This window comes from Henriciella sp. (assembly GCF_029937755.1).
In the GTDB taxonomy this organism is placed as follows: domain Bacteria; phylum Pseudomonadota; class Alphaproteobacteria; order Caulobacterales; family Hyphomonadaceae; genus Henriciella.
On record NZ_JAPYPG010000005.1, the window covers coordinates 34,179 to 59,211 of the forward strand.

Annotated in this window: 21 protein-coding genes; 10 read left to right on the forward strand and 11 right to left on the reverse strand. The window is 62.6% G+C overall.

Annotated features, from left to right (window positions below; translation table 11 throughout):
* Positions 1-153 precede the first annotated feature (153 nt).
* Positions 154-2,217 (reverse strand): lytic transglycosylase domain-containing protein, encoded by a 2,064-nt coding sequence (locus Q1K29_RS11990; protein ID WP_300395092.1) that lies wholly within the window; start codon positions 2,215-2,217, stop codon positions 154-156.
* 95 nt (positions 2,218-2,312) lie between these two features.
* Here Q1K29_RS11990 and dapA point away from each other — a divergent pair, with 95 nt between their 5' ends.
* Entirely contained in the window at positions 2,313-3,188 is an 876-nt protein-coding gene (gene dapA, locus Q1K29_RS11995) for a 4-hydroxy-tetrahydrodipicolinate synthase (protein ID WP_300395094.1), read from the forward strand.
* A 6-nt stretch (positions 3,189-3,194) separates the two neighbouring features.
* Positions 3,195-3,674: an SsrA-binding protein SmpB gene (smpB, locus tag Q1K29_RS12000; protein ID WP_300395096.1), complete on the forward strand. Its 480-nt coding sequence runs from the start codon at positions 3,195-3,197 to the stop codon at positions 3,672-3,674.
* Here smpB and Q1K29_RS12005 read toward each other — a convergent pair.
* From Q1K29_RS12005 to Q1K29_RS12020, 4 genes are all read right to left on the reverse strand, one after another.
* Entirely contained in the window at positions 3,671-4,666 is a 996-nt protein-coding gene (locus Q1K29_RS12005; RefSeq protein WP_300395098.1) for a threonine/serine dehydratase, read from the reverse strand. The two genes, smpB and Q1K29_RS12005, sit on opposite strands and share 4 nt — an antisense overlap.
* A gap of 2 nt (positions 4,667-4,668) precedes the next feature.
* Complete coding sequence (locus tag Q1K29_RS12010; RefSeq protein WP_300395100.1) at positions 4,669-5,670, reverse strand: NAD-dependent epimerase/dehydratase family protein; 1,002 nt, start codon at positions 5,668-5,670, stop codon at positions 4,669-4,671.
* A gap of 69 nt (positions 5,671-5,739) precedes the next feature.
* Positions 5,740-6,615 (reverse strand): UTP--glucose-1-phosphate uridylyltransferase GalU, encoded by an 876-nt coding sequence (gene galU, locus Q1K29_RS12015; protein WP_300395102.1) that lies wholly within the window; start codon positions 6,613-6,615, stop codon positions 5,740-5,742.
* A 73-nt stretch (positions 6,616-6,688) separates the two neighbouring features.
* Positions 6,689-6,958, reverse strand: coding sequence for a hypothetical protein (locus tag Q1K29_RS12020; RefSeq protein ID WP_300395104.1), 270 nt, complete (start codon positions 6,956-6,958; stop codon positions 6,689-6,691).
* Positions 6,959-7,183: 225 nt separating this feature from the next.
* Between Q1K29_RS12020 and Q1K29_RS12025 the strand changes: the two genes are divergently transcribed.
* Positions 7,184-8,227, forward strand: a complete 1,044-nt coding sequence (locus Q1K29_RS12025) for a mechanosensitive ion channel family protein (protein WP_300395106.1) — start codon at positions 7,184-7,186, stop codon at positions 8,225-8,227.
* A gap of 155 nt (positions 8,228-8,382) precedes the next feature.
* On the opposite strand, the gene Q1K29_RS12030 is transcribed toward Q1K29_RS12025, so the two are convergent.
* Entirely contained in the window at positions 8,383-9,150 is a 768-nt protein-coding gene (locus tag Q1K29_RS12030; RefSeq protein WP_300395108.1) for a glucose 1-dehydrogenase, read from the reverse strand.
* Positions 9,151-9,207: 57 nt separating this feature from the next.
* On the opposite strand from Q1K29_RS12030, the gene Q1K29_RS12035 reads away from it, so the two are divergent.
* The 3 genes from Q1K29_RS12035 to Q1K29_RS12045 are packed head-to-tail and all read left to right on the forward strand — an operon-like array spanning position 9,208 to position 12,122.
* On the forward strand, positions 9,208-10,335 hold the full coding sequence (locus tag Q1K29_RS12035) for a Re/Si-specific NAD(P)(+) transhydrogenase subunit alpha (RefSeq protein WP_300395110.1): 1,128 nt from the start codon (positions 9,208-9,210) through the stop codon (positions 10,333-10,335).
* Positions 10,329-10,700, forward strand: coding sequence for a proton-translocating transhydrogenase family protein (locus Q1K29_RS12040; RefSeq protein ID WP_350209135.1), 372 nt, complete (start codon positions 10,329-10,331; stop codon positions 10,698-10,700). Before Q1K29_RS12035 ends, Q1K29_RS12040 begins: the two co-directional genes overlap by 7 nt.
* A 3-nt stretch (positions 10,701-10,703) precedes the next feature.
* Positions 10,704-12,122, forward strand: a complete 1,419-nt coding sequence (locus Q1K29_RS12045; RefSeq protein ID WP_300395113.1) for an NAD(P)(+) transhydrogenase (Re/Si-specific) subunit beta — start codon at positions 10,704-10,706, stop codon at positions 12,120-12,122.
* An 83-nt stretch (positions 12,123-12,205) separates the two neighbouring features.
* On the opposite strand, the gene Q1K29_RS12050 is transcribed toward Q1K29_RS12045, so the two are convergent.
* From Q1K29_RS12050 to Q1K29_RS12060, 3 genes are all read right to left on the reverse strand, one after another.
* Positions 12,206-12,988, reverse strand: coding sequence for an EAL domain-containing protein (locus Q1K29_RS12050; RefSeq protein WP_366524209.1), 783 nt, complete (start codon positions 12,986-12,988; stop codon positions 12,206-12,208).
* Positions 12,989-13,129: 141 nt separating this feature from the next.
* Positions 13,130-14,953: a DUF885 domain-containing protein gene (locus Q1K29_RS12055; protein WP_300395117.1), complete on the reverse strand. Its 1,824-nt coding sequence runs from the start codon at positions 14,951-14,953 to the stop codon at positions 13,130-13,132.
* A 133-nt stretch (positions 14,954-15,086) separates the two neighbouring features.
* Positions 15,087-15,416 (reverse strand): hypothetical protein, encoded by a 330-nt coding sequence (locus Q1K29_RS12060; protein ID WP_300395119.1) that lies wholly within the window; start codon positions 15,414-15,416, stop codon positions 15,087-15,089.
* A 133-nt stretch (positions 15,417-15,549) separates the two neighbouring features.
* Here Q1K29_RS12060 and Q1K29_RS12065 point away from each other — a divergent pair, with 133 nt between their 5' ends.
* From Q1K29_RS12065 to Q1K29_RS12075, 3 genes are all read left to right on the forward strand, one after another.
* Positions 15,550-16,749, forward strand: a complete 1,200-nt coding sequence (locus Q1K29_RS12065) for an NAD(P)/FAD-dependent oxidoreductase (protein WP_300395121.1) — start codon at positions 15,550-15,552, stop codon at positions 16,747-16,749.
* A gap of 68 nt (positions 16,750-16,817) precedes the next feature.
* Positions 16,818-19,208 carry a transketolase gene (locus Q1K29_RS12070; protein WP_300395123.1) on the forward strand — a complete coding sequence of 797 codons (2,391 nt, stop codon included), beginning with the start codon at positions 16,818-16,820 and terminating at the stop codon, positions 19,206-19,208.
* Positions 19,209-19,403: 195 nt separating this feature from the next.
* Complete coding sequence (locus Q1K29_RS12075) at positions 19,404-20,816, forward strand: serine hydrolase domain-containing protein (protein ID WP_300395125.1); 1,413 nt, start codon at positions 19,404-19,406, stop codon at positions 20,814-20,816.
* 371 nt (positions 20,817-21,187) lie between these two features.
* On the opposite strand, the gene Q1K29_RS12080 is transcribed toward Q1K29_RS12075, so the two are convergent.
* Positions 21,188-21,916, reverse strand: coding sequence for an HNH endonuclease (locus tag Q1K29_RS12080; protein ID WP_300395127.1), 729 nt, complete (start codon positions 21,914-21,916; stop codon positions 21,188-21,190).
* 435 nt (positions 21,917-22,351) lie between these two features.
* Between Q1K29_RS12080 and uvrB the strand changes: the two genes are divergently transcribed.
* Positions 22,352-24,556, forward strand: a complete 2,205-nt coding sequence (gene uvrB, locus Q1K29_RS12085) for an excinuclease ABC subunit UvrB (protein ID WP_300395129.1) — start codon at positions 22,352-22,354, stop codon at positions 24,554-24,556.
* 39 nt (positions 24,557-24,595) lie between these two features.
* Here the strand turns inward: uvrB and Q1K29_RS12090 are convergent, their stop codons facing one another.
* The gene (locus Q1K29_RS12090) at positions 24,596-25,018 is read right to left on the reverse strand and encodes a hypothetical protein (RefSeq protein WP_300395131.1); all 423 of its coding nucleotides are present in this window, start codon (positions 25,016-25,018) and stop codon (positions 24,596-24,598) included.
* Between the last annotated feature and the right edge of the window lie 15 nt (positions 25,019-25,033).

A 25,033-nucleotide genomic window follows, 5' to 3' on the forward strand; every position in this document is an offset into this window, starting at 1 on the left:
CGTGCTGGTGGCCTTGGAGAGCAGCCTCTCTCTGTCCGCTAGCACTGACACCGGCGGGATTGCCCTGCCAGGATTCAAGAGCCAATCCGGCTCACGGAGGCCGCCCCTCGGGGCGGCCTTTTCGTTGCGCGAAATCCGGAGTTCTGATGAGCCCTAGTTCGTCCCGTTTGACGGCTGCGCATTCCACATGCGGCCGCGCTGGAGATCACTGCTGAGCTGGATATCCACAGGCTCTCCGGCCAGACGCTGGCGGTAGACCTGGGTATTCTCAAGCACCCGCTGGACGTAATTGCGGGTTTCCGAAAATGGAATGAACTCGATCCAGTCGATCGGATCGATCTCACCGGTACGGGGATCACCATATTCGCGCACCCAGCGGCGCGGGCGCGAAGCACCGGCATTATAGGCCGCGGCTGTCATGATGTAGCTGCCATTGAACCGGTCCAGCAGGGAATCGAGATGAGCGCCGCCAAGCGTCATGTTGTAGCCCGGATCGTCGGTCAGCCATGATGTCTTGTACGGCAGGCCGAGGCTGCGGGCTTCCGCCTGCGCGGTACTTGGAATGAACTGCATCAGGCCGCGCGCATTGGCATGCGAAACCGCTGACGGGTTCATCTCGCTTTCCTGACGCGAAAGCGCATACATCATCGCGCGCTCCACGCCCGGTTCCCGCATCAACTCATAGTCGGGCACAGGGAACGCCGCTTCTGTCGCGACAATGCCCTTGGCGAGTCCTGCCTTGGCACCGCGTACGCCGATATCGGCATAGAGGTATTGCGAGGCGAGTTCCGAAAGCATCAGATAGTCGGCTTCGCTCTCGAGCATGTCGTCGAGGTGATAGGCAAACTGGCGAAACTCTCCCGCTTCGCCATTCTCCGCCAGCAGTTTCAGGGCCTGGACGAGCGGGCGCGATTCAAACGCCTCACGCTCGGCCTCCGTGACCGCTTCGCTGGCTTCAAGGAAGAGCTGGGTCTTGCCCACTTTCTCGGCGGCCAGCTGGCCATAGAAGACAAAGGGATACTTCGCGGCCGCCTCATAGGCCGCATTGGCCGCCTCCATGTCATTCATCGCCTCGAGCGCGCGGCCACGCCAGTAGTCGGCGCGCGCCTGGCTGATCGGGGTCGAGACACCGCCACCGAGGGTCTCGAAATGCGTCCGGGCACGCTCCGGCTGGTCGAGCTGGCGAAGTGCGATCCAGCCGGCCAGCCATTCGGCTTCGGCAAAGTCTCTGCCTTCACTCATCCCGTGCGGAGCAGCCAGCTGGTAGGCCGTGTGGAACTGGCCTTCCTTGAGAGCGTCACGAACCGCAAGGTTACGTTCGCGCCAGAGATTGTCGCGGCCGGCTGGCGGGACATTGGCCCCGTCAATCTTGGTCAGGAGTGGAATGTAATTGGACTCCGGTTGGCCCGCCCGCCGGCGCCATTTGGCGCGATCGTAAAGGAGGCCCGGATGATCCTGCAGGTGCTGCGGAACAGCGTCCACCGCTGCATCCACCCCGCTCCGGCGAAGCTGCAGCGCCGAGCGCGCCTCGATCAGTCGGCGCCAGTCAGCCCCCAGATAGGGCTGCAGGCGCGAGGCCGCCGAATGCTGCGCCGTCCAGAGCAGGAAGTCCGCGCGCTTTTCGTGATCCTCTGCCGTCAGATCGCTGCCATAGCGGGCGAGGATCTGATTGGTCTGGTCATTGTTGAGCGTATTGCCGTGCCAGGCTTCGCGGATATAGCGCAGGGCTTCTTCCGTCTGGCCACTGCGGCGATACGCCTCCGCGAGGGCGAGGCGGCCATCACCGGAAATCGGGCCACCAATCTCCTCGAACCATGCGATGCGCTGCGCATTATTCAGGGCCGAGAGCGAAACCGATTCTTCGGCGCGGACCTGCATGCTGACCATTTGCGGCCAGTCGCCCTGCGTCTTTAACAGGTAGCTCAGCTCATCGAACGACATCTGCGTGTCGCCGCGCCCACGATACCAGCGGATGAGCTGGCGCACGATTTCCGTGCGCGCCTGCGATTCGAGAAAACGCACCTGGCTCCAGTTTTCTCTCGATGCGGCGTTCAGAGCATCGCGCAAAACGCCTGCGTCCCGGGTCGAGACGACATTGGATGCTGCGAGGAGATCGGGCTTCAGGCTTGGTGTTGTTGGGATTGCTGCAGACGCACCGACTGCAGTAGATGCCAGCAACAGTGCTGCAAGAGTTGCCCTGTGTGTGCTAACGCGCATATGCCCTGCCTGTTTTCTTTGGGTTCTCAGCGTGCCAAACACGCTGTTCGTTTTTCAAATTCAGTCTTCAACATATAAATCGCGGCAAGATTACGATGTTCCATGGTTCGATTCCTGCACTCGTCACTCCCTTCAGGAATGGTGAGGTCGACCGCAAAGCCTATGCCGATCTGGTCGAACGGCAAATCGAGGGTGGCTGCGGCGCTCTCGTGCCTTGCGGGACGACCGGTGAGTCGGCAACCCTGAGCCATGAAGAACACCGTGAAATCGTGTCACTTTGTGTGGATGTCGCAGGCGGACGGGTTCCTGTCATCGCTGGTGCCGGGTCAAACTCGACCCGCGAAGCCATCGGCCTGGTGCAGCACGCCAAGGATACCGGCGCTGATGCCGCGCTCTGTGTCTGCCCCTATTACAACCGCCCCGACCAGATCGGCCTGGAAGCACACTTCCGCGCCATCGCCGAGGCCGTTTCCCTTCCGATCATCATGTACAACGTGCCCGCCCGCACCGTCTCGGATGTGCAGCCGGACACGGTGATCCGGCTCGGCAAGCATCCGAACATTGTCGGCATCAAGGATGCGACGGGCGATCTGGGCCGTGTCAGCCTGCAAGCGGCCGGGCTCGAGGGCGAACAATTCGTCCAGATTTCCGGCGACGACCCGTCTGCGCTCGGCTACTGCGCCATGGGCGGCAAGGGCTGCATTTCGGTGACGGCGAATATCGCGCCCGAGCAGATGGCGAAGATGCACGCCGCCGTGCAGGCCGGTGATCTCGCGACGGCCCAGGCCATCGAGAAAAAGTTCATTGCCCTTCACAAGACGCTCTTCGTGACGCCGTCTCCCGGCCCGGCGAAGTATGCGCTGGCCAAGCTCGGCCTGTGCTCTGGCGAGGTTCGCCTGCCCATCGTCGCGCCACATGAAGCAGCGTGTGAGAAGATCGACGCTGCAATGGAAACCGCAGGTCTTATATAAGGCGCCATGTCGAAGAAGAACCAGATCAAGGGAAGAAACGACGGCCTCGTCGCCGAGAACCGGCGCTCGCGCTTCGACTATCACGTCGAAGACACGCTCGAGACCGGAATCGTGCTCGAGGGCAGCGAGGTCAAATCGCTGCGCAATGGCAAGGCGAACATCGCCGAAGCTTATGCCGCCGTCGAGAATGGCGAGCTGTGGCTCGTGAATGCCGACTTCCCGCCCTATGAAGGCGCCAACCAGTTCAACCACGAACCGAAGCGCCGCCGGAAGCTGCTCGCGTCCAAGCGCGAGATCTCCCGGCTGTCCCAGCAGGTCGACCGCGCGGGACGGACCATCGTGCCCCTGAAGCTCTACTTCAATGAACGCGGCATCGCGAAACTGCTCGTCGGCGTCGCGACCGGCAAGCGGGCGCCAGACAAGCGCGAGGTCCAGAAGAAACGTGACTGGCAGCGCGACAAGGCGCGCATCCTGAAGGAAAACTAGCCGGTAAGGATCCGGGCATACTGCTCCGGGTCGACATTGCCGCCCGACAGCACGACGCCGACACGCTTGCCGCGGGCCTCTTCCGGCAGGTCGTACAGTGCACAGGCAAGCGCCGCTGCCCCGCCGGGCTCCAGAACAAGCTTGAGATGCCTGAAGGCAAGCCGCATCGCCTCGCGGATGGCATCGTCGCTGACGGCCCGGCCGCCTGCCAGCAATTCCTTGCCGAGCGCCCAGGTGATCTCGCCAGGCGCTGGCGTCAGGATCGCATCGCAGATCGAGCGCGTGCCCGGCTCATTCGTCTGGATTTGCCCGGCCGCTAGTGACCGGCGCCAGTCATCATGGAGTTCGGGTTCCGCCGTCCAGATCTGCGTGTCCGGGTCGAACGTCCTGTAGCCGAGCGCGAGCCCGGTGATCAGCCCCCCACCCCCTGCACAGCAGAGGATATGATCCAGCGGCTTGTTGGCATCGCGCATCTGCTGGCCAAACTCGACACCAGCCGTCCCCTGCCCCGCGATAATGTATGGATCGTCGAAGCTCGGCACGAGGACGGCTTCGCGCAGCTCCGCCTCACCTTGCGCAATGGCCTCACGGCTTTCGGTTTCGCGGTCATAGAAGCGGATCTCGGCCCCATCCCGGCGCACGCCGTCCACCTTGATGGAAGGCGCATCGCTCGGCATCACGATCAGAGCGGGCATGCCGAAATTGCGCGCGGCGCGGGCAACCCCCTGCGCATGATTGCCGGAGGAAAAGGCAACCACACCACCGGCGCGGCGATCCTGTGGAATCTGTAGCAGCCGGTTGGTGGCGCCCCGGATCTTGAAGCTGCCTGTCAGCTGCAGGTTTTCGCATTTGAAGAAAAGCTCGGCCCCGGCCAGATCGTCGAGCGCGTCGTTTCGCAGGACCGGCGTGCGCAGGACATGGCCATGAAGACGCCGGGCAGCCTCCGTCACATCCTTGGGCGTTGGCAGGGAAAGCGCCGCCGGCTCGCTCATGCTCAATGGGCCCGCCAGACCGAACTGGACGCCACGCGCTGATGGCTGAACCAGTCGACAAACTTGCCGATACCCTCTTCCAGGCTGACCTTCGGATCATAGCCATAATCGGCCTGCATGCGGGAAATATCGGCGCAGGTTTCGGTCACGTCACCGGGCTGCATCGGCTCGAGCGCGATACGGGCCTTCTTGCCGGTGGCGGCCTCGATTGTGTGGATGAAGTCCATCAGCTCGACCGGCTGGTTGTGGCCGATATTGTAGAGCTTGTGGGCCCGTTCCCCTTCGACAAAATGCGGCTCGCCGGTCGCGATCGCCTTCAGCCCGGCAATGGCATCGTCGATGTAGGTGAAGTCGCGCTTCATCTTGCCGCCATTGAAGACGCGGATCGTTTCGCCCCGCAGGATGCGGTCGGTGAAGGACCAATAGGCCATGTCCGGCCGCCCCCAGGGCCCGTAGACCGTGAAGAAGCGCACGCCGATCTGCTGGATGTCGTAAAGCTTGGCATAGGCCTGGCTCATCAGTTCGTCGGCGCGCTTGGTCGCCGCATAGAGCGAGACGGGCCGGTCGACATTCGCATCCTCATTGAACGGCGCGACGGCATCATCGCCATAGACCGAACTGGAAGACGCATAGACCAGAAGCGGCGCCTTGGCGGCCCGGCGGCAGAACTCCAGCACGGCAAGGTGGCCGGTCATGTTGGACGCAGCATAGGCGAAGGGATTTTCCAGCGAATAGCGTACACCCGCCTGGGCCGCGAGATGGATCACCCGGTCGATCGAATCACGCTCCGGCAGGGCCAGAAGCCGGTCATGGTCTGAAATGTCGAGCTTGCGGAATTCGAAACCCTTGAGGCGCTCGAGCTGGTGCAGGCGTTCCTGTTTAAAGGCGACATCGTAATACGCATTGAGATTGTCGAGGCCGAGAACCTCGTGGCCCTCTTCCAGCAGGGCCTTCGAAATCTGCGAGCCAATGAAGCCCGCAACTCCGGTCACTAGAAATCTCATGCCTTTACCTCACCAGAACCGCTATAACGGGCGGACACGGCATGGGAAAGGCGAAGACTGAGGACGAGATCAGCCGCGGGTCGCATAGCGCGCCAGGATGTCGCGCGCATCGTCTGCTGTTTCGGGATTCTCGAGCGCATGGGCGACGACGGCCTCGAAATAACCGGCCTTGGAGCCGCAATCGAATTCCTCGCCTTCGAACTCGTAGGCGTAGAATGATTGCTTCTTCATCAGGCGTTCCATGGCGTCTGTGAGCTGGATCTCGCCACCGGCGCCCTTTCCCTGGTCTTCAAGCAGTCCGAAGATTTCAGGCTGCAGGATATAACGCCCGGTGATCTTGAGGTTCGATGGCGCTTCCTCACGCGGGGGCTTCTCGACCATGCCGCTCATCTCGATCAGGCGGCCATCGCGGGATTTCGGCGCGATCACCCCATAGGACGACACTTTCTCTTCAGGCACAGGATCGACCGCGACGATATTGCCACCGGCCTTATCATAGGCGGCCACCATCTGCGCCAGGCAGGAGGGTTTGGCCCGCACGATGACGTCCGGCAGGAGGACGGCGAACGGCTCGTTGCCGATAATGTCCTTGGCGCACCAGACCGCATGGCCGAGCCCGAGCGGCGCCTGCTGGCGGGTGAAGCTTGCCGCGCCTGCCGGTAGTTTTGTCTTCCGGACCTGTTCAAGGATTTCGGCCTTGGAGGCTTTCGCTGCCAGTGCGGTTTCCAGTTCGAAGGCTTCGTCGAAATAGTCCTCGATCGCACCCTTGCCCCGGCCGGTCACGAAGACGAGGTGTTCGATGCCCGCCTCAAGGGCTTCATCGACCACATATTGCAGGGCCGGACGGTCGACGACAGGGAGGAGTTCCTTGGGAATCGATTTGGTGGCTGGAAGAACACGGGTCCCATGACCGGCTACTGGCAGCACCGCCTTGCGTATTCCCATAAAAAACTCCTTCAACTTGGTCCAACTTAGTCACCGGACCATAATACATTGACCCGGCTTGGCCAGTTTTCGGTTACCAAATTCCGGAGAATATAAACACGCCAAGCAGCATCGTAATCCCTGAGGCCGAGGCAAGAATGCGCCCGGTGTCCATCAGGCGCGTATGCTGCGGCTCCGGCTGCATGGACTGCTCCAGCTGCTGCTGCATGGCGCGCGCGGGGGAATCTGCTGCCTCAACATCCGGTTTGTCCGCAACGTCTTCCAGCGAGGCTGGTGCCGGCGCCTGGTCCTGCTCGGCGTTCTCGTCGCGAATGTTCGGATCGGATTTCTTGATAGCTGACATGACAGCGGCCTTTCCCTGAGCCCCCTGTCTGGCATGCCATCCCTAATGAAGCGCTAAACAGGGCTTTGTAATTGATGAAGAATCCGGTCCGGACGCACCCGAATGACCGCCTTTATTGCACAAGCGGTGAGCATTCCTTCTTTTGAGCCGCGATATGTCCCCTCTGGCGCAACCCTTCCGCTCAGGCTGCGCTACAAGAAGAGGAAGACGGAAGGCTGAAAGCGCATGGAAGCGAAGAAACCCGGAAAGCTCGCCTGGATCGGACGCCTGCGCGTGCCCGTCCTCATCTTGCTGACGGCTTTCGCCCTGTGGGCTGGGGCGCGCTATGGCTGGTCGGCGACAGACTATGTCGAGATGACGCTGATCACGGTGCGCTTCCTCGTCATCGGCGCCATCGGCTGGGCGATCACATCGCTGACCGACCTTGCCATAAAACGCCGCATGGCCAGCCTCGACATCGACGTCGCGGATAACTTCCAGGCCCGCAAGAGCGCCACCCGGCTGGATGTGATGCGCCGCGTCATCATCGTGGTTGGCGCGATTGCGACGCTGGCCTGTGCGCTGGTCGTCGTTCCGTGGGCCCGCCAGCTCGGCGTTTCGCTACTCGCCTCTGCCGGGATCGTGGGCATTGCCGTAGGCCTCGCAGCCCGGCCTGTGCTGTCGAACCTCATCGCAGGCATCCAGATCGCCTTCACCCAGCCGATCCGGATCGAGGATGCGGTGGTGGTCGAAAATGAGTGGGGGTGGATCGAGGAAATCGATCTCTTCTACGTCGTCATCCGCATCTGGGACCGCCGGCGCCTCATCGTGCCGCTTACCTATTTCATCGAGAAGCCCTTCCAGAACTGGACCCGCAAGTCCGGCACCATCATCGGCTCGGTCTACTGGTGGCTCGATTATCGCGCGCCGGTCTCAAAGATGCGCGACAAACTGCAGGAAATCCTGAACACCACCGATCTCTGGGACGGGGAAGTCTGCAACCTGCAGGTCTCCGAAACCGACAAGATGACCATACAGGTCCGGGCGCTGGCGACGGCCAGCACCTCGCCCCGGGCCTGGGATTTGCGCTGCTATATCCGCGAGCAGATGATCAACTGGCTGCAGGCCGAACACCCCGAAGCCTTCCCGCGCCTGCGCGCCCGCACCGAGGTCTCCGACGAGCCGATGAATTTCTCCCCGCCGCCGAAGCCTTCCGACATCGAGCTCGGCGACCAGTCGCTGGATGGCACCGAGAACCTCCCCGAAGACCATCCCGAACCCAAAGCGTAGTTCTCTCTCGAACGGAGCCTGAAACACCCCACTCTCCGCCTCCCCACTGAAAGGTGGGGTCCATGGCGACTGGAAAGGGAGCTCTCAACCGCCATGGGTCCCAGCGTGCGTTGGGAAGGCGCGCGTGGCCAACGGAAGCAATTTCGTAACCGCTCCTACAACGTACTCACCAGATGCCCGCCATCGACGGGAATGGTCGCGCCCGTCATGTAGCTGCCGGCATCCGATGCCAGCAGCAGCAGCGCGCCGGCCAGTTCCTCATGCTTTCCGAAGCGGCGCATCGGCACACGCTTGCGCATCTTTTCACCGGGCTCGCTGTCGAGGAATTCGTCATTGATGTCGGTCTTGAAGTAGCCGGGTGCCAAGGCATTCACGCGGATGCCATAGTAAGCCGCCTCCAGCGCCATGACGCGTGTCAGGTGGTCCACCGCAGCCTTTGACGCGGCATAGGCGGCGATGGTGTGCTGTGGGCGCTTGGCGGTAATCGATGCGATGTTGATGATCGACCCCGGCTTGCCGGCCTCCATCAGCGCATTCGTCCCGGCCTTGGCGACACGCCAGACGCCATCGAGATTCGTATTCATGACGGCCCGCCAGTCTTCCTCGGTCATTTTCGTGAACCAGTTGTCTCGCGAGATTCCCGAATTGTTGACGATGATGTCAGCGGGTCCGCCGAGCGTGTCCTGAATCGTCTTGAAGGCGGCTTCCACACTTGCCGGGTCGGTCACGTCCATCTGGACCGCAAGGGCCTCGCCGCCGCCTGCTTCAATCTCTGCGGCAAGCGCCTGCAGCTTTTCGAGCCGGCGCGCAGCAAGCACGACGCGGGCGCCTGCCTGTGACAGTACCTTTGCAAAGGCTGCTCCAAGCCCACCGGACGATCCGGTAACAAGCGCTGTCTTTCCTGAAAGGTCGAACAATTCCATCCCTCAATTCCTGATTTGCTATTGCTTTCGCGCAAGATTTTTCCGATCACTCGCCCCATGAAGCTGACAATCACAAAAGAAACAAGTCCGGGAGAGACGCGTGTCGCGGCAACCCCGGAATCGGTGAAGAAGCTTGTCGGCCTGGAGCACACGGTGACCATTGAAAGTGGTGCCGGTGTAGCTGCCGGGTACCCCGACAAGGCTTTTTCGGAGGAAGGGGCAACCATCGCCAAGTCGGCGGCCGACGCGTTGAAAGGCGCAGACCTGCTTCTCAAGGTCCGTGCCCCCAGCGCTGAAGAAGCCGCCAGCTATCCCGAAGGCCTGACGGTCATCGCCCTGATGAACCCGTTCGGCATGGGCGACCTGCCGGCAGCCTTCAACAAGAAGAAGCTCAACACGCTCGCCATGGAATTCACGCCGCGGATCACGCGGGCGCAGTCCATGGATGCGCTGTCCTCGCAGTCCAACCTCGCCGGCTACCGCGCCATGATTGAAGGCGCGCAGATTTATGGCCGCGCCATGCCGATGATGATGACGGCGGCTGGCACGGTCGCTCCGGCCAAGGTGTTCGTCATGGGCGCCGGTGTTGCGGGCCTCCAGGCCATCGCAACCGCGCGCCGCCTTGGTGGCGTGGTCACAGCCACGGACGTCCGTCCGGCAGCCAAGGAACAGGTCGCCTCGCTCGGTGCGAAATTCATCGCCGTCGAGGACGAGGAGTTCAAGGAAGCCGAGACCGCTGGCGGCTACGCCAAGGAAATGTCCGACGAGTACAAGCAGAAGCAGAACGAGCTGACACGCAGCCACATTGCCAAGCAGGACATCGTCATCACGACCGCCCTGATCCCAGGCCGGCCTGCGCCGGAACTGATCAGCGAGGACATGGTGAAATCGATGCGTCCGGGCTCCGTCATTGTCGACATGGCCGTGGCCTCGGGCGGCAACTGCCCGGTGTCCAAGCCGGATGAGGTGGTCGATGTCGAAGGCGTGAAAGTGGCCGGGTTCTCCAACCTGCCGGCCCGCCTGCCCGCCGACTCCTCCTCGCTCTATGCCAAGAACCTGATCGCCTTCCTGCCGCTCATCACGGCGGAGGACGGGTCGCTCAATCTCGACACGGATGACGAGATCGTCACCGCCATGCTGCTGACCCGCAGCGGCGAAACCGTGAATGAAAGGCTGAAATCATGAAAGCCATCCCTGTAGCCCTGTCGGCTGCCGCGCTCGCCCTGCCAGCGCATGCGGCCGAAATCACGAACCTAAACCCGACCGTCTTCCTGGCCGCGATCTTCGCGCTCGCCTGCTTTGTCGGTTACTACGTCGTCTGGTCGGTGACCCCGGCCCTCCACACCCCGCTCATGGCTGTGACCAATGCCATTTCGTCAGTGATCATTGTCGGTGCCATCGTGGCAGCGGCATCGGCCACCGACATCAATGGCGGCTGGATTGCCAAGGGACTTGGCGGCTTCGCCGTGCTGCTCGCCAGCGTCAACATCTTCGGCGGCTTCCTCGTCACCCAGCGCATGCTGGCCATGTACAAGAAGAAGGGGGAGTAAACCGTGGAACAGTTTCAAAACACATGGGCGCCGCTTCTCTATCTTGTCGCGGGCATGCTCTTCATCCTCGCGCTGCGGGGGCTTTCGAGCCCGGCCACAGCGCGCAAGGGTAATCGCAATGGCATGATCGGCATGGCCATTGCCGTGGCCACCACACTCGCCCTGCTGTGGGAGAGCCTTGATGTCACCACATGGGGCATCCTCATCGGCGCGGTTGCTGTCGGTGGCGTGGTCGGCGCGATTACCGCCCGCCGCATCGCCATGACGGCCATGCCGCAGCTTGTCGCGGCCTTCCACTCGCTTGTCGGCCTCGCCGCCGTGCTTGTGGCCGCTGCCGCACTCTACGCGCCGCTCGGCTTCGGCATCGGCGTGGTGGGCGACATCAACATGGTGTCCCTGATCGAGCTGTCGGTCGGCTCCGCCATTGGCGCGCTGACCTTCACCGGCTCGGTGATCGCCTTCGCCAAGCTCAACGGCAACATGTCGGGCTCTCCGATCCTGCTGCCGGCCCGTCACCTGCTGAACATCGCACTGGCAGCCGGTATCGTGGCGCTTGTCGTTGTCCTGATCCTGTCGAGCGGTGCAGCCACCTGGGCCTTCTGGGCGCTGACGGTGCTCGCGCTCATCCTCGGCATCACGCTAATTATCCCGATCGGTGGCGCGGACATGCCGGTCGTGGTCTCGATGCTGAACTCGTATTCGGGTTGGGCCGCGGCCGCGCTGGGCTTCACGCTCGGCAATTTCGCCCTGATCATCACCGGCGCGCTGGTCGGCTCTTCGGGTGCGATCCTGTCCTACATCATGTGCAAGGGCATGAACCGCAGCTTTATCTCGGTCATCCTCGGCGGCTTCGGGGCCGACGATGATGGCGGGGCAGCTGCAGGTGCGGATGTCGACCGTCCGTTCAAGCAGGGCTCTGCCGACGATGCGGCCTTCATCATGAAGAACGCATCCAAGGTCATCATCGTGCCAGGCTACGGCATGGCGGTGGCGCAGGCCCAGCACGCGCTCAAGGAAATGGCCGAACTCCTCAAGGAGGAAGGTGTGGAGGTGAAATATGCCATCCACCCGGTCGCCGGCCGTATGCCGGGCCACATGAACGTGCTGCTCGCTGAAGCGCAGGTGCCGTATGACGAAGTGTTCGAGCTGGAAGACATCAATTCCGAGTTCAACACCGCCGACGTCGCCTTCGTGATCGGCGCCAATGACGTGACCAACCCGGCCGCCAAGACCGACACGTCATCGCCGATCTACGGCATGCCCGTCCTCGACGTGGAGAATGCCGGCACGGTGCTCTTCATCAAGCGCTCAATGGGATCCGGCTATGCCGGCATCCAGAATGAGCTGTTCTTCAAGGACAACACGATGATGCTGCTGTCCGATGCGAAGAAGATGGTCGAGAACATCGTCAAAGCGCTCTAGTGGCTGACGCGACTACGCAAACGAAAAGCCCGGCCGCTCTGGCCGGGCTTTTTTGTCTGTCACGCGCCGCGAAATGGGCCGGGCTACATCGCTGCCCGTTTCAGCTCCTGCCCTTCCGGCCAGTCGATTGGCGGCAGGGCGTCCAGCGCAGGCCGGGCGAAGAAATAGCCCTGCATCAGCTCCACGCCATATGACTGAAGCGTCTCGAACTCGGCGAGCGTCTCGATGCCTTCGCAGATGGGCCGGACTCCAAGCTGCGCGGCAATATCGAGAATACCCTTCACAATGACCTGCTTGGGCTGGTTCTGGTCGATGTCCCGGATGAGGTTCATGTCCAGCTTCACGAAGTCAGGCTGGAACTCGGCGAGAAGGTTCATCCCGGCATACCCGGCGCCAAAATCGTCAATGGCGGTCGCGAAACCCATGGACCGGTAGACGCGGAGGATGTTGAGCAGGTGATCGGTGTCGATCTGCTCGCCCTCGGTGAACTCGAAAATGATCCTGTCGAGCGGAAAGCCGGTCTGCATGGCGATCGCAAGCGTCTGACGGATACAGGCGCGCGGCTCATAGACGGCATTCGGCAGGAAGTTGATGGAGAGAAATGGCTTGTCAGCCGCCGTTTTCATGCCGAGGTCGACTGACTGGCCAATCGCCTTCGTGCGGCATTGCTGGTCGAAGGAATAGCGCGTTTCCTCTGTGACCCGGGAGAGCACCTCTCCGGCGCCTTCCCCTTTTGCCCCACGCACCAGCGCTTCATAGGCAAAGACCGAGCGGGTCGAGGAATCGATAATTGGCTGGAATGCCATTGTTATCGCGAAATCGGCTGGCGGCGTGTTCCGGCAGCGTCCGCAATCAGTCGTTGTCATCATCTCTGCTCCATAACGCGGAGACAAAGGATAGGCCTGGGCGATTACTGAAATGTTTCCAAAGAATTTTTCTCTCCCCCGCAAATAAAAGGCCCGGCACAATTGGCCGGGCCTTTCTTCAACCTCGTCGATGACGGGAGGCTACTCGCCGAAAACGGCGTGGGCTTCCTCCTCATCCATCATGGCCTGGCGGACCTGCGGAATGTTGGGGCCGCCATAGGACAGGAATTCATCGTGGAACGCCTTCCAGCCCTCGGTGCCTTCCGCATCCGGGTAATTCGCCGCAACCCAGTCATTGCGCAGCTTGCGGATCATCAGCTTGCCCATCGTGTAGTTGAGATAAGCCGGATCATATGTCCCGCGGGCGGCCTGCTGGGTGGCATTGCCCTTGTCGATATAGCACTCCTTACGGAACAGCTCGTAGCTGTCGTCCACGCTCCAGCCCTGGGTATGCAGACCGATGGTGGAGAGATAGCGGCAGTTACGCAGCAGCGCGTTCGATAGCTGGCCGATCTTGGTTTCGGGGTCACCATCATGCAGGCCGGCATCGATCATCATCTCTTCGGTATAGTGCGCCCAGCCTTCAGCGAAGGCATAGCCGACGAACATCTGCCCGAAGACCGAATCCGACCGGTTGGCATGCAGGAAGTTCAGGAAGTGGCCGGGCCAGACTTCGTGGATCGTCGTGCCGAGCAGGTCCATCTTGCCGGGGATGTATTCGGCCCGCGTGGCCTCGTCCCAGGTCGGGTCCGGCGGCGAGATATAGTAGACCGACGGCATGCCTTCCTCATAAGGCCCGGGGATCGAGATATAGGCCGAGTTCTGGCGCCGGTAGGGTGGCGATTCCTCGACCAGCGCTTCCTCCGTGCCCGGGATCGAGACGAGATCCTTCTCGATCAGGAACTGTTTCAGTGCCGGCAGGGAGTCGCGGGCTTCCTGCACAGGGCCCTCTTCCGGCTTGTTGGCCGCCATCTTGGCCATGCAGTCCACCATATCGGCGCCCGGGGCGAACACGCTGCAGGCCTCGGCAAGCGCGTTCTGGTTGGCCTTCAGGTCGGCCCGGCCGATCGCTTCCAGCTCTTCGAGCGAGATATCGACACCTTCGGTGAGCCGGATCATGTTGGAGAACTTTTCGGCACCGAGCGCATAGCCGTCATCGGTGCCCGGCTCGGACTCGATATAGTCGGCGACCGAGCGCATCGCGGCGGCGGCCTCTTCGACGACCGCGTCATATTCCGCCTGCAGGGCTTCATCCTCGACCTCGGCAAACGTATCCTTCGCGCCGCCTTCATAGTGATCGGCCAGTCCGTTGAAGCCGGCGGTGCCGAGCTTCACATAGGTTGCGGGCATCGGGACCTTCAGGTTCGCCTTCACCTGCTCTGCGGCAGCCGGGACATTTTTGGCATATTCGATGAACGCCTTCATCCGGGTCTCGGCGTCGGCATAGGGCCGCGCGACGTAGACGCTGGGACCGAGCGGTCCGAGATAGAAGGACGGGTTGAGGTGAGGCTGGTCGGCTTCGACCAGCCAGAACAGCTCACCTTTCATCGTATTGATGAAATACTGGCGCTCGAAGGCGTCGGCCTCGCTGAGGCCGTCAGGATCGATCGCTTCGGCGCGGGCGATCATGTCTTCGCGAAGATCGACCTGTTCCTGCAGACCGGCCGGGCTCCAGTCCGGAAGCTGGCCGTCAAACTCGTGCTTGCCCTGCGAGATCGCAAAGGTCGGATTGAGTTCGAAATAGGCGTCGAGGAATTCGGCCATGAAGGCATCCCAAGACTCAGTCTCGGCCATCTCATCGGGGGTCGCAGCTGGCGGACTGGTTTCCTGTGTCTGCCCCGCAGCGCTCTGGTCCAGGCTCTGCTCAACCCCGTCATAGGGGCCGTCAGGGGTGGTGTCGTTGGCCGTGCACGCCGCCATGAGCGCGATAGCTGATGTGGCGGCGAATAGTCCTCGGAATATCATGAGTATAAGCTCCCTTGAAAATCCCTGCATCCGGCAGGGAGGAGCCTTACTGTTAACAGCCCACAGCCCGCGGCCAAGCCCGGAGCATGTTGTTCAACAAAAACCCGGCCTCGAAAGGCCGGGTCCGAAAGCGCTATTTCTTCGGTTCCACATCAGGATCTGTGACCGAATAGGCATCTTCCAGAATGTGCCCGTCGGGCTTCTTCTTCATGGCGGCATGCTTGCCGATCTGGGTGCTCGAGGCATCGTCCATATCGTCGTTCGGCGCATTCGGCAGGCGCTCGTCTTCCATGCTGGTGACGAGATCGGCGTCGTGCTCCTGCTGGTCGGCAACGGGCGAGCCATCCTTGTAGCCGGCATTGGCCGTGGACTGGTCCTCGACGTCCTCACCCTTCTTGAAGCCTTCGCCATAACCGCGCTGGCGTTCGACTTCTTCTACTCTCTGATGGTCGCGATCGGCCATGGGTCATCTCCTTCGTGTTTGCTGCCAATGAAACGGGCAGCCAGGCAGCGAAGTTCCGCACAAGGGCAAGGGAGGCGGCAGTCTTCCGGTAAACCGTGGACAGATCCCGCGACGCGCGCCATGACGTTGGGTAATGGGGCGCGCACGATCTATTGCAATTTGTGGAGCCGGAATTGGCGGCCTTGCTGCGGCCATCGGCCTGGCGCGCCAGGGACATCGTATTACGCTTCTCGACCAGTTCGATACGCCGGCGCCAGTTGGCTCTGGCCTGATGCTGCAGGCGACGGGGCTCGCGGTTCTGGAGCAGCTTGGCCTGGGAGGCGAGGTTCGTCAGCTGGGCAGTCCGCTGACCCGGCTCTGGGGCCTGACGACACCCTCCAACCGGCCCGTGCTCGATGTCCGGTTCGAGCATCTGCGTCCCGGCCTGATCGGTCTCGGGGTCCAGCGCGCCATGCTGTTCAACCTGCTGCACCGTACTGCGCTGGAAGACGGGGTCGAGATCCTGACGTCACGACGTATTGAAAGCGTCGACCCGTCATCCGGCGACATCATGCTTGAGACGGGTGAATTCCTGGCCGGTTTTGATCTTGTCATCGATGCGCTCGGCGTGCGCTCGCCTCTCACACGAGCACCGAAGCAGGAACTCGCCTATGGTGCCCTCTGGGCCACCTTGCCCTGGCCGGCAGGCGGCCCCTTCAAGCCGGACGCGCTGGAGCAGCGCTACAAGGCCGCCCGGCAGATGGCCGGCGTCATGGCCTCGGGGCGGCTTGAGCCACACGGCCCAGTCAGCCTCACCTATTTCTGGTCCATCCGCCGCGACGCAGAGGCGGCGTGGCGCGACGCCCCGCTCGACCGCTGGAAGGCGGACGCCCGCGCCCTGTGGCCGGAAACCGAAAGCCTGCTCGACCAGATCACACATCACGACCAGCTCACCTTCGCGCGCTACCGCCACCGCACGCATCGCCAGCCGGTCAGCGGCCCAAAGCTCGTCCATATCGGCGATGCCTGGCACGCGGCCTCGCCGCAGCTCGGCCAGGGCGCGAACATGGCGCTGCTCGATGCCCATGCGCTTTGCCTGACGCTGGAGGAGGCCGGCGATATTCCCAACACCCTTGCCCGCTACGCCGCCTTGCGCCGTAACCATATCCGCCTCTATCAGGCGATGAGCTGGCTTTTCACACCGGTCTATCAGGGCGATGGCCGGGTGGTGCCCTTCCTGCGCGACTATCTTGCTGCCCCTCTCAGCCACGTGCCGCCCGCGCCGAAAGCGCTCGCCGCCATGGTCACCGGGGCCTTCGGCGCCCCACTCAAGCGCCTCGGCCTCAGGCCCTGATCTGGACCCGGCCTTGCGGCCATGCGAAGACGCACACTCCCCTTGGTTGCAAATGCAAAGAGTGCCAGATGCCTGCCGATCTCGACATGCTGAAGACCATCGAACAGCGCCTTCTCTGGCTGTCTGCCTGGACGGTCCACAATGCGAACAACATTCGCAAGAAGGAGGACGGCGCGATCAAGGTCGGCGGCCACCAGGCCTCCTGCGCCTCGATGACGCCGATCATGACGGCGCTCTATTTCAACACGCTGAAGCCGGAAGACCGCGTCGCGGTAAAGCCGCATGCCTCGCCGGTCTTCCACGCCATGCAGTACCTGATGGGCAACCAGACGCGCGAGAAGCTCGAAGCCTTTCGCGGCTGGGGCGGTGCGCAATCCTATCCGAGCCGCACCAAGGACGTCGACGATGTCGACTTCTCGACAGGCTCGGTCGGCCTTGGCGTCGCGGCCACCGCCTTCAACTCGCTGGTGCAGGACTATATCGCCGCCAAGGACTGGCTCGGCGACAGGCCGCTCGGCCGCCAGGTCGCGCTTGTGGGTGATGCGGAACTCGATGAAGGCAATGTGTATGAGTGCCTGCAGGAAGGCTGGAAGCACGACCTGCGCAACACATGGTGGGTGATCGACTATAACCGCCAGAGCCTCGACGGCGTCGTGCATGAGGGCCTGTGGGAGAAGATCGACGCCATCTTCAAGGCGTTCGGCTGGCGCACCGTCGTGCTGCGCCATGGCGTCCTGCAACGCGAAGCCTTCAAGGAACCCGGTGGCGAGGCGCTGAAGGAATGGATCCAGACCTGTCCGAACATGGACTATTCCGCCCTCACCTATAAAGGCGGCGCCGCCTGGCGCGAACGCCTGATGAACGATATCGGCGATCAGGGCGACGTCACCAAACTGCTCGACAAGCGCTCCGACGAAGACCTCGACGCGCTGATGAACAATCTCGGCGGCCAGTGCCTGAAGACCCTCACCGAGGCCTTCGATTCCATCGATGACGACACCCCGACCGTCTTCCTCGCCTACACCATCAAGGGCTGGCAGACCCCGCTCGCCGGGCACAAGGACAATCATGGCGGCATCATGAACAAGCCGCAATTCGCCGACTTCCAGAAGCAGATGGGCGTGCCAGAAGGCGAGGAATGGGAGCCCTTCGCCACGGTCGATGACGAGGACGCGCTGAAAGCCTTCCTCGACACTGTCCCCTTCTTCGCCAAGGGCACGCGCCGTTACACCGCGCCGGAAGTGAAAAGCCCCGGCCCTGTCTGGCTGGATGACCGCGAACTCGCCACACAGGCCGGCTTCGGCAAGATCCTCGACGGCCTCGCCAAGTCGAAATCAGAGCTCGCCGACCGCATCGTTACCATGTCACCGGACGTGACCAGCTCCACCAACCTCTCCGGCTGGGTGAACCGCCGCTCGCTGTTTGCCCGCCGCGAGGTCTCCGACACCTTCAAGGAACAGTCCATCCCGTCGACCCAGAAATGGGAGTTCTCCCCCGAGGGCCAGCATTTCGAGCTTGGCATCGCCGAGATGAACCTCTTCCTCCTGCTCGGACAGGCCGGTCTGGCGCACTCCCATTTCGGAGAGCGCCTCATCCCCATCGGCACGCTGTATGATCCCTTCATCGCGCGCGGCCTCGATGCGCTGAACTATGCCTGCTACCAGGATGCCCGCTTCATCGTGGCGGGCACGCCGTCCGGCATCACGCTCGCCCCGGAAGGCGGCGCGCACCAGTCCGTCGGCACCCAGCTTATCGGCATGAGCCAGGACGGGCTTGTGAGCTTCGAGCCGGCCTTCCTCGACGAGCTGTCCATCATCATGGACTGGAGCTTCGACTATCTGCAGCGCTCCGGCGAGAACGATCCGGATGAGCGCACCTGGCTGCGCGACGAGACCGGCGGGTCGGTCTACCTCCGCCTCTCCACACGCCCCATCGAACAGCTCGGCCCCCGCAACCGCGACGATGAGGAATTCCGCCGCGGCGTGGTCGACGGCGCCTACTGGCTGCGCGAACCGGGACCGAATTGCGAGGTCGTCATCGCCTATCAGGGCGTCATCGCCCCGGAAGCCATCGAGGCGGCCGGGCGCATCGGCAATGATCGCCGCGACATCGGCGTCCTCGCCGTGACCTCGGCAGACCGTCTCAACTCAGGCTGGACCGCCGCCCGCCGCGCCCGCGCCCGTGGCCACAGCTCCGCCGAGAGCCAGATCGAGCGCCTCATGGCCAAGGTCCCGCGCGACGCGACCCTGATCACGGTCACCGACGGCCACCCCGCCACCCTCGCCTGGATCGGCTCGGTCGCCGGCCACATGACGGCTCCATTGGGCGTCGAACACTTCGGCCAGACCGGCACCATCCCGGACCTGCACCGCCACTACCAGATCGACACGGACGCCATCGTGAACGCGGCGCAGAATCTCAGTGCGGGGCGGCGGATCAGGCTGGCGGCCAAGCCGTAGCGCTTCCACCCGTCATCCCCGCTGTCGCACGGCGAAAGGCCGCGACCGGCAGAAAATCGCCCATCGCGGATATTATGCGGTAAGAGTCCCTCCTACAGGCTCGGTTTGCGAGGCGAGCCAAGGCCATGCCAGCACCTGCCAGGGGACCATCGCCCCCCTGCAGGCCGGCAGGGCAGAAAGGAAAGTGGGGGCAGGATGCAGTGGGTGTTTGTCTTGGCGTTGTGCGGGTTTGCCACCGCTTTGCAGGCGAGCGTGCCGCCAGACCCGATCGATGACTTCGTCGCCTCCGAAGTGCCGGCAAAGGGTGCGCCCGGCCTTGCCTATGCGGTCTTGCAGGACGGCGAGATATCTTCCGGGGCACGGGGCGAGACCCTGGCCGGCAGCGGCAAGGCCATCACCCCGGATACGCGGTTCGTGCTTGGCTCGATATCCAAGAGCTTTACCGCAGTGGCGGTGATGCAGCTTGTCGAGGCTGGCGAGGTCGACCTGGATGCGGGGATTTCGCAGTATCTCGAGACATTCTCCGATAGTCCCGGCGGCTCCATCACGATCCGGCAGCTGCTCGGCCAGACAAGCGGGTATTCGACCCTGCAGGGCAATGACACGCTCGCCGCGCCGGGTCCGGGTGCCGACGGGCTCCAGCGCCAGGTTGAACGCATTGCCGGATGGACGCCCGCCTATCCACCCGGCACCCGGTGGGACTATTCCAACGCGAACTATTATGTGCTCGGCGCCCTCATCGAGGGGGTGAGCGGACAGGACTATGCGCGCTATGTCGAAGCGGAAATCCTCGCCCCCATCGGCATGGCGGACAGCTTCGTCGCCGACGGCGAGATCCATGACGAGATTGCCAGAGGGCATACGCCCTGGTTCGGCGGGAAGCGCGCTGTGCCCGAGGGCGCCACCGATCGCATGTCGGCGCCGGTCGGCGGCGTCATCGCCACCGCCCGCGACACGGCGCGATACCTCGCCGTCATGATGAATGGCGAGGACGACATCATCAGCGCCGGGAGCAAGTCGGAAATGATGCGCCCGGCAGCCGATGAAGCGCCGTTCTACGGCTTCGGCTGGTATATCGACCGGGAGAACGGAACCGTCTCCCACACCGGCCTGACGCCCGGCGTGGAAACGCTCGCCATCATGGTTCCGGCCGAGCGGAAAGGTCTCGTCATCCTCCTCAACTCGGGCAGCGGCATGGGGTTTGGAGAAAACGCTGCGCTCTTCAACGGCCTCAGCGCCCGGGCCCTCGGCCTGGATGAGGCCAGCGAAGGCGGCCGCTGGAGCCGGCAGGCCCTGTTTGCCTCGTTTGCGCTGCTGCCCCTTGTTTTCGCAGCGGGCATCCTCGTGGCATGGCTGCGCCGCGACGGCCTGCGCGCCAAGGCCGGCCTGTCCGGCACATTCAGCCTGTGGTTCCCGCTTCTGATGACGCTCGTGCTGGCCTGGACCACTCTGATCCTTGTCCCGCAGCTCTTTGGGGTCTCCATCGGCACACTGGGGAGATTCTCGCCTGACCTGGCGCTGGTCATGATCGCAACCGCGGTGACCGGCCTCCTCTGGGCGGTCTTCCGGCTGGGCGCTTTCCACAGCGGCAAATCGGGGCCGACCTGATCGCCCCGGACCAGTCACGGGCCTGAGCGTTCAATCCGCTCTCGTGTCCCACGAGACGCGCCCCTGCTGCCGGCCACCGTCATCCCGGTTTCCGCAAAGCGGAAGACCGGGACCCAGCGAAATCAAAACGGCGAAGGCGGATTCTGGGTCCCGGCTCTCCCTCCGGTCGGCCGAGATGACGAACAAGAGATGATTTTCGGTACTTCGCAGCGCCATCCTCCCCCGTTCACGGGGGAGGTGCCCGAAGGGCGGAGGGGGGAAGCCGCATGAGATACCGCTCTTTGTGGCTTGCCCCCTTCGACCCGCATTCGCGGGCCACTTCCCCCGCAGGCGGGGGAAGAGCAAGCGTAAAACTATGCCTATTAGACAGCCTAAGCTGCCTCGAAAACAACGTCCCGGTGATGCTCCAGATACGCCGGCAGGGGCCGGAACTTCACCGGCTTCAATCGAATGTTCTCATTGAAAAGCGACCGGACGTGATCCGGAATAATAATCTTCGAGGAGACCATCATGCTCAGGTCATCGCGGAAGGAAATCAGCCCGCGATCAAAAGCCCGGTCATGCAGCGAGTTCAGGCTGATCCCGTTGCGCGGGTCGAGGCGTGTATCTTCACGCGTTTTCCATGGAATGATGTGGCTTGCCGTCAGTAGCTCTGGCGAGACCTTACCCAGAACGGCGCATTGATTGTCATAGGAGGGCAGCACGATCTCTCGAAAGACGCGCTGGTTCTGGCGCACCTTCACGAGGCGCTCGACTTCCTTGCCTTCAGCCACTTCGAGGACCGCTGACGGCTCGGCTTCAGCGTAAAAGATTTCCCCCACGATCCGCCGGGCCCGCTCAATGAATTGCGTGGGATGCGCCGTGAAGTCTGCCCACACTTCCCGGTCTAGCGAAGAAGCGTTTCCCAGCCCCTTGCGGTCCAAATCCTCGTCCAGCGAGGCCAGATTGACGAGCTTCATCGCCAGCGCGCTTGGCGTGCGTCCGATCTGCTCGGCCAGGGCAATGATCTCCGGGTTACGGCTATGCAGCCGCCCAAAGGGCAGCCGCGTATACAGCTCAATCGCCAGCGTGACCTGCCTGCGATCCCAATTCTGAGCCATTCCGATCTCGCGCCGTTTCCCCTCGAACGGATGAGACTATCGCATGCGCACGATTACGAAAGTCTTGCGGCAGGTCGCCGAAGCTCACCGCCTCCAACAAAGCCAACATGTCCGGCGCGGCGAGTATCAAGCGTGCCACCCGGTCCTCATCGGGCCCAAGGCACGGATTGATCACGGCGGCGAGATAGCCGTCTCCAAGCTCAATCGCTCGGCACGTCGACCCCGCTTCTTACATGAGCAGGTCCACGACCTCCATCGTGTCTCGCGAGCCGACGTCCAGTTTGAGCATCGACAATAAGGTTAGCTCAAGCAAAAATACTACTCAAGCGTGGTTTTATATTTTTCTCTACGTAAATGGCCGCCAGCCACTCCCGACACACCCCTGTCAGCAGTCCCCTCTTTACCCCGCCCCCGCCCTGCCCCATCTTCGCGTTCATGGCACGTTCCCCTTCCGGCGTTCAGGACGCCTCTGCGACATTTGACTGGTCCGGCGCGGCGCGCGATGCGGCGGGCGGGCTGCCGTCCGACAACTGGACGCCGCACCGGCCTGACCGGCAGTGGGAGAAGATCGAGGGCGGCAAGCGCTTCAAGGTCGCCTCCGAATACGAGCCCGCGGGCGACCAGCGCACCGCCATCCCGGAACTCGTCGAGGGCCTCGAGGCCGGCGAGCGCGACCAGGTCCTCCTCGGCGCGACCGGCACCGGCAAGACCTTCACCATGGCCAAGGTGATCGAGGCGGTGCAGCGCCCGGCCCTCATCCTCGCGCCCAACAAGACACTCGCCGCGCAGCTCTATGGCGAGATGAAATCCTTCTTCCCGGACAATGCGGTGGAGTATTTCGTCTCCTATTACGACTACTACCAGCCGGAAGCCTATGTGCCCCGCTCGGACCTCTATATCGAGAAGGAATCCTCCATCAACGAGGCCATCGACCGGATGCGCCACTCCGCCACCCGCGCCATTCTGGAGCGTGACGATGTGATCATTGTGGCCTCGGTCTCCTGCATCTACGGCATCGGCTCGGTCGAGACCTACACCTCGATGACCTTCAAGCTGGAAGAAGGCCAGCAGATCGACCCGCGCGAAGTCACCCAGCAGCTCGTCGCGCTGCATTACACCCGCAATGACGCCGCCTTCCAGCGCGGCAGCTTCCGCCTCAAGGGCGACGTGCTCGATATCTTCCCGGCCCACTATGACGATTGCGCCTGGAAGCTCTCCTTCTTCGGCGACGAGCTTGAAAGCATTGTCGAGTTCGACCCGCTAACGGGCAAGAAGATCCAGGATCTGCCTGCCATCAAGCTCTACGCCAATTCGCACTATGTCACGCCGCGCCCGACGCTCAACAACGCCATCACCAGTATCAAGGCCGAGCTCAAATCAACGATCGACCATTTCGAGAAGCACAACAAGCTGCTCGAGGCCCAGCGCATCGAACAGCGCACCACCTATGACATGGAGATGATGGCCGCGACGGGCTCGTGTAACGGCATCGAGAACTATTCGCGCTACCTCACCGGCCGCCTGCCGGGCGAGCCGCCGCCGACCATGTTCGAATACCTGCCCGACAATGCCATCGTCTTCGTCGATGAGAGCCACCAGACCGTGCCCCAGATCGGCGGCATGTTCCGGGGCGACTTCAACCGCAAGTCCACGCTCGCGGAATACGGCTTCCGCCTGCCGTCCTGCATCGACAACCGGCCGCTGAAATTCGCCGAATGGGAAGCGATGCGCCCGCAGACCGTCCACGTCTCCGCCACGCCCGGCAAGTGGGAGCTGGAGGCCACCGGCGGCATTTTCACCGAACAGGTCATTCGCCCCACCGGCCTGATCGACCCGCCGGTCGAGGTCCGCCCGGTCACCGGCACGAAGGAAAACGGCAACATCAACCAGGTCGACGACCTGCTGGCCGAGGTGAAACAGGTCGCCGAGAAGGGCATGCGCTCGCTCGTCACAACGCTGACCAAGAAGATGGCCGAGGACCTCACCGAATACCTCCACGAACAGGGCGTGCGCGTGCGCTACATGCACTCCGACATCGACACGGTGGAGCGCATCGAGATCATCCGCGACCTCAGGCTCGGCGAGTTCGACGTGCTGGTCGGCATCAACCTGTTGCGCGAGGGCCTCGACATCCCGGAGTGCGGCTTTGTCGGCATTCTCGACGCCGACAAGGAAGGCTTCCTGCGCTCGGAAACCTCGCTGGTGCAGACCATCGGGCGCGCGGCGCGCAATTCAGAGGCGCGCGTCATCCTCTATGCCGACAAGGTGACCGGCTCGATGGAACGCGCCATGGAAGAGACCGAGCGCCGGCGCGAGAAGCAGATCGCCCACAATGAAGAACACGGCATCACGCCGACCACGATCAAGCGTGCCGTCGCCGACATCCTCGCCGATCTCGGCGAAGCCCGCCCCGGCAAGTCGCAACAGCTCAAGGGCGGCCGCTCCCGCCGCGTCCCCGCCCGCGGCATGGCGGAAGAGGCCGTCGCCAAGCTCGAGCCCGGCTCCGGCCACAACATGCAGGCGGTCATCGCCGACCTGGAAAAACAGATGCGCGAAGCGGCGGCGAATCTGGAGTTCGAAGAGGCGGCAAGGCTCAGGGATGAGGTGAAGAAGCTGCGGGAGAGCGAGCTGGGGCTTTAGGTGCGACCGGTCCGCTAGCCTATTGTCGCGGTGCCAGTTTCACTTCAGAGCCACGCCGGGAAGCTCAACGTACCACTCGGCAGTTTCGCGTAGAGCTTTTTTTTGAGCTCTCGTAAATCTGCCGCCATTGGGCGACCGCCACACCTCTCCATGATACGGGTTACCTTCAATAGGTTCATACCCGATCATTAGTTCTCGTTCTCTGATCGACTCCGCAATAAAGTACACCGACCCCGTGAATCGGGGCGTGGTGACAAAATCCATGGGCTCAACACCGTCAGCAACAATAAGCTTTTCGACATCAACTGACATGCCGCCCTCATCACCACTTGAAGCTGAGAACGCTTTCGATGAAATCCTCTCGCCACCCGTGTTGTCATCAGGGACGATATGCTCGTTCGGATCGATCCGGCGGATTATGATGTCATCCGCCTCAATTTCGTTTTCGTCATAAGGCTGCATAGTTCGACATGCACC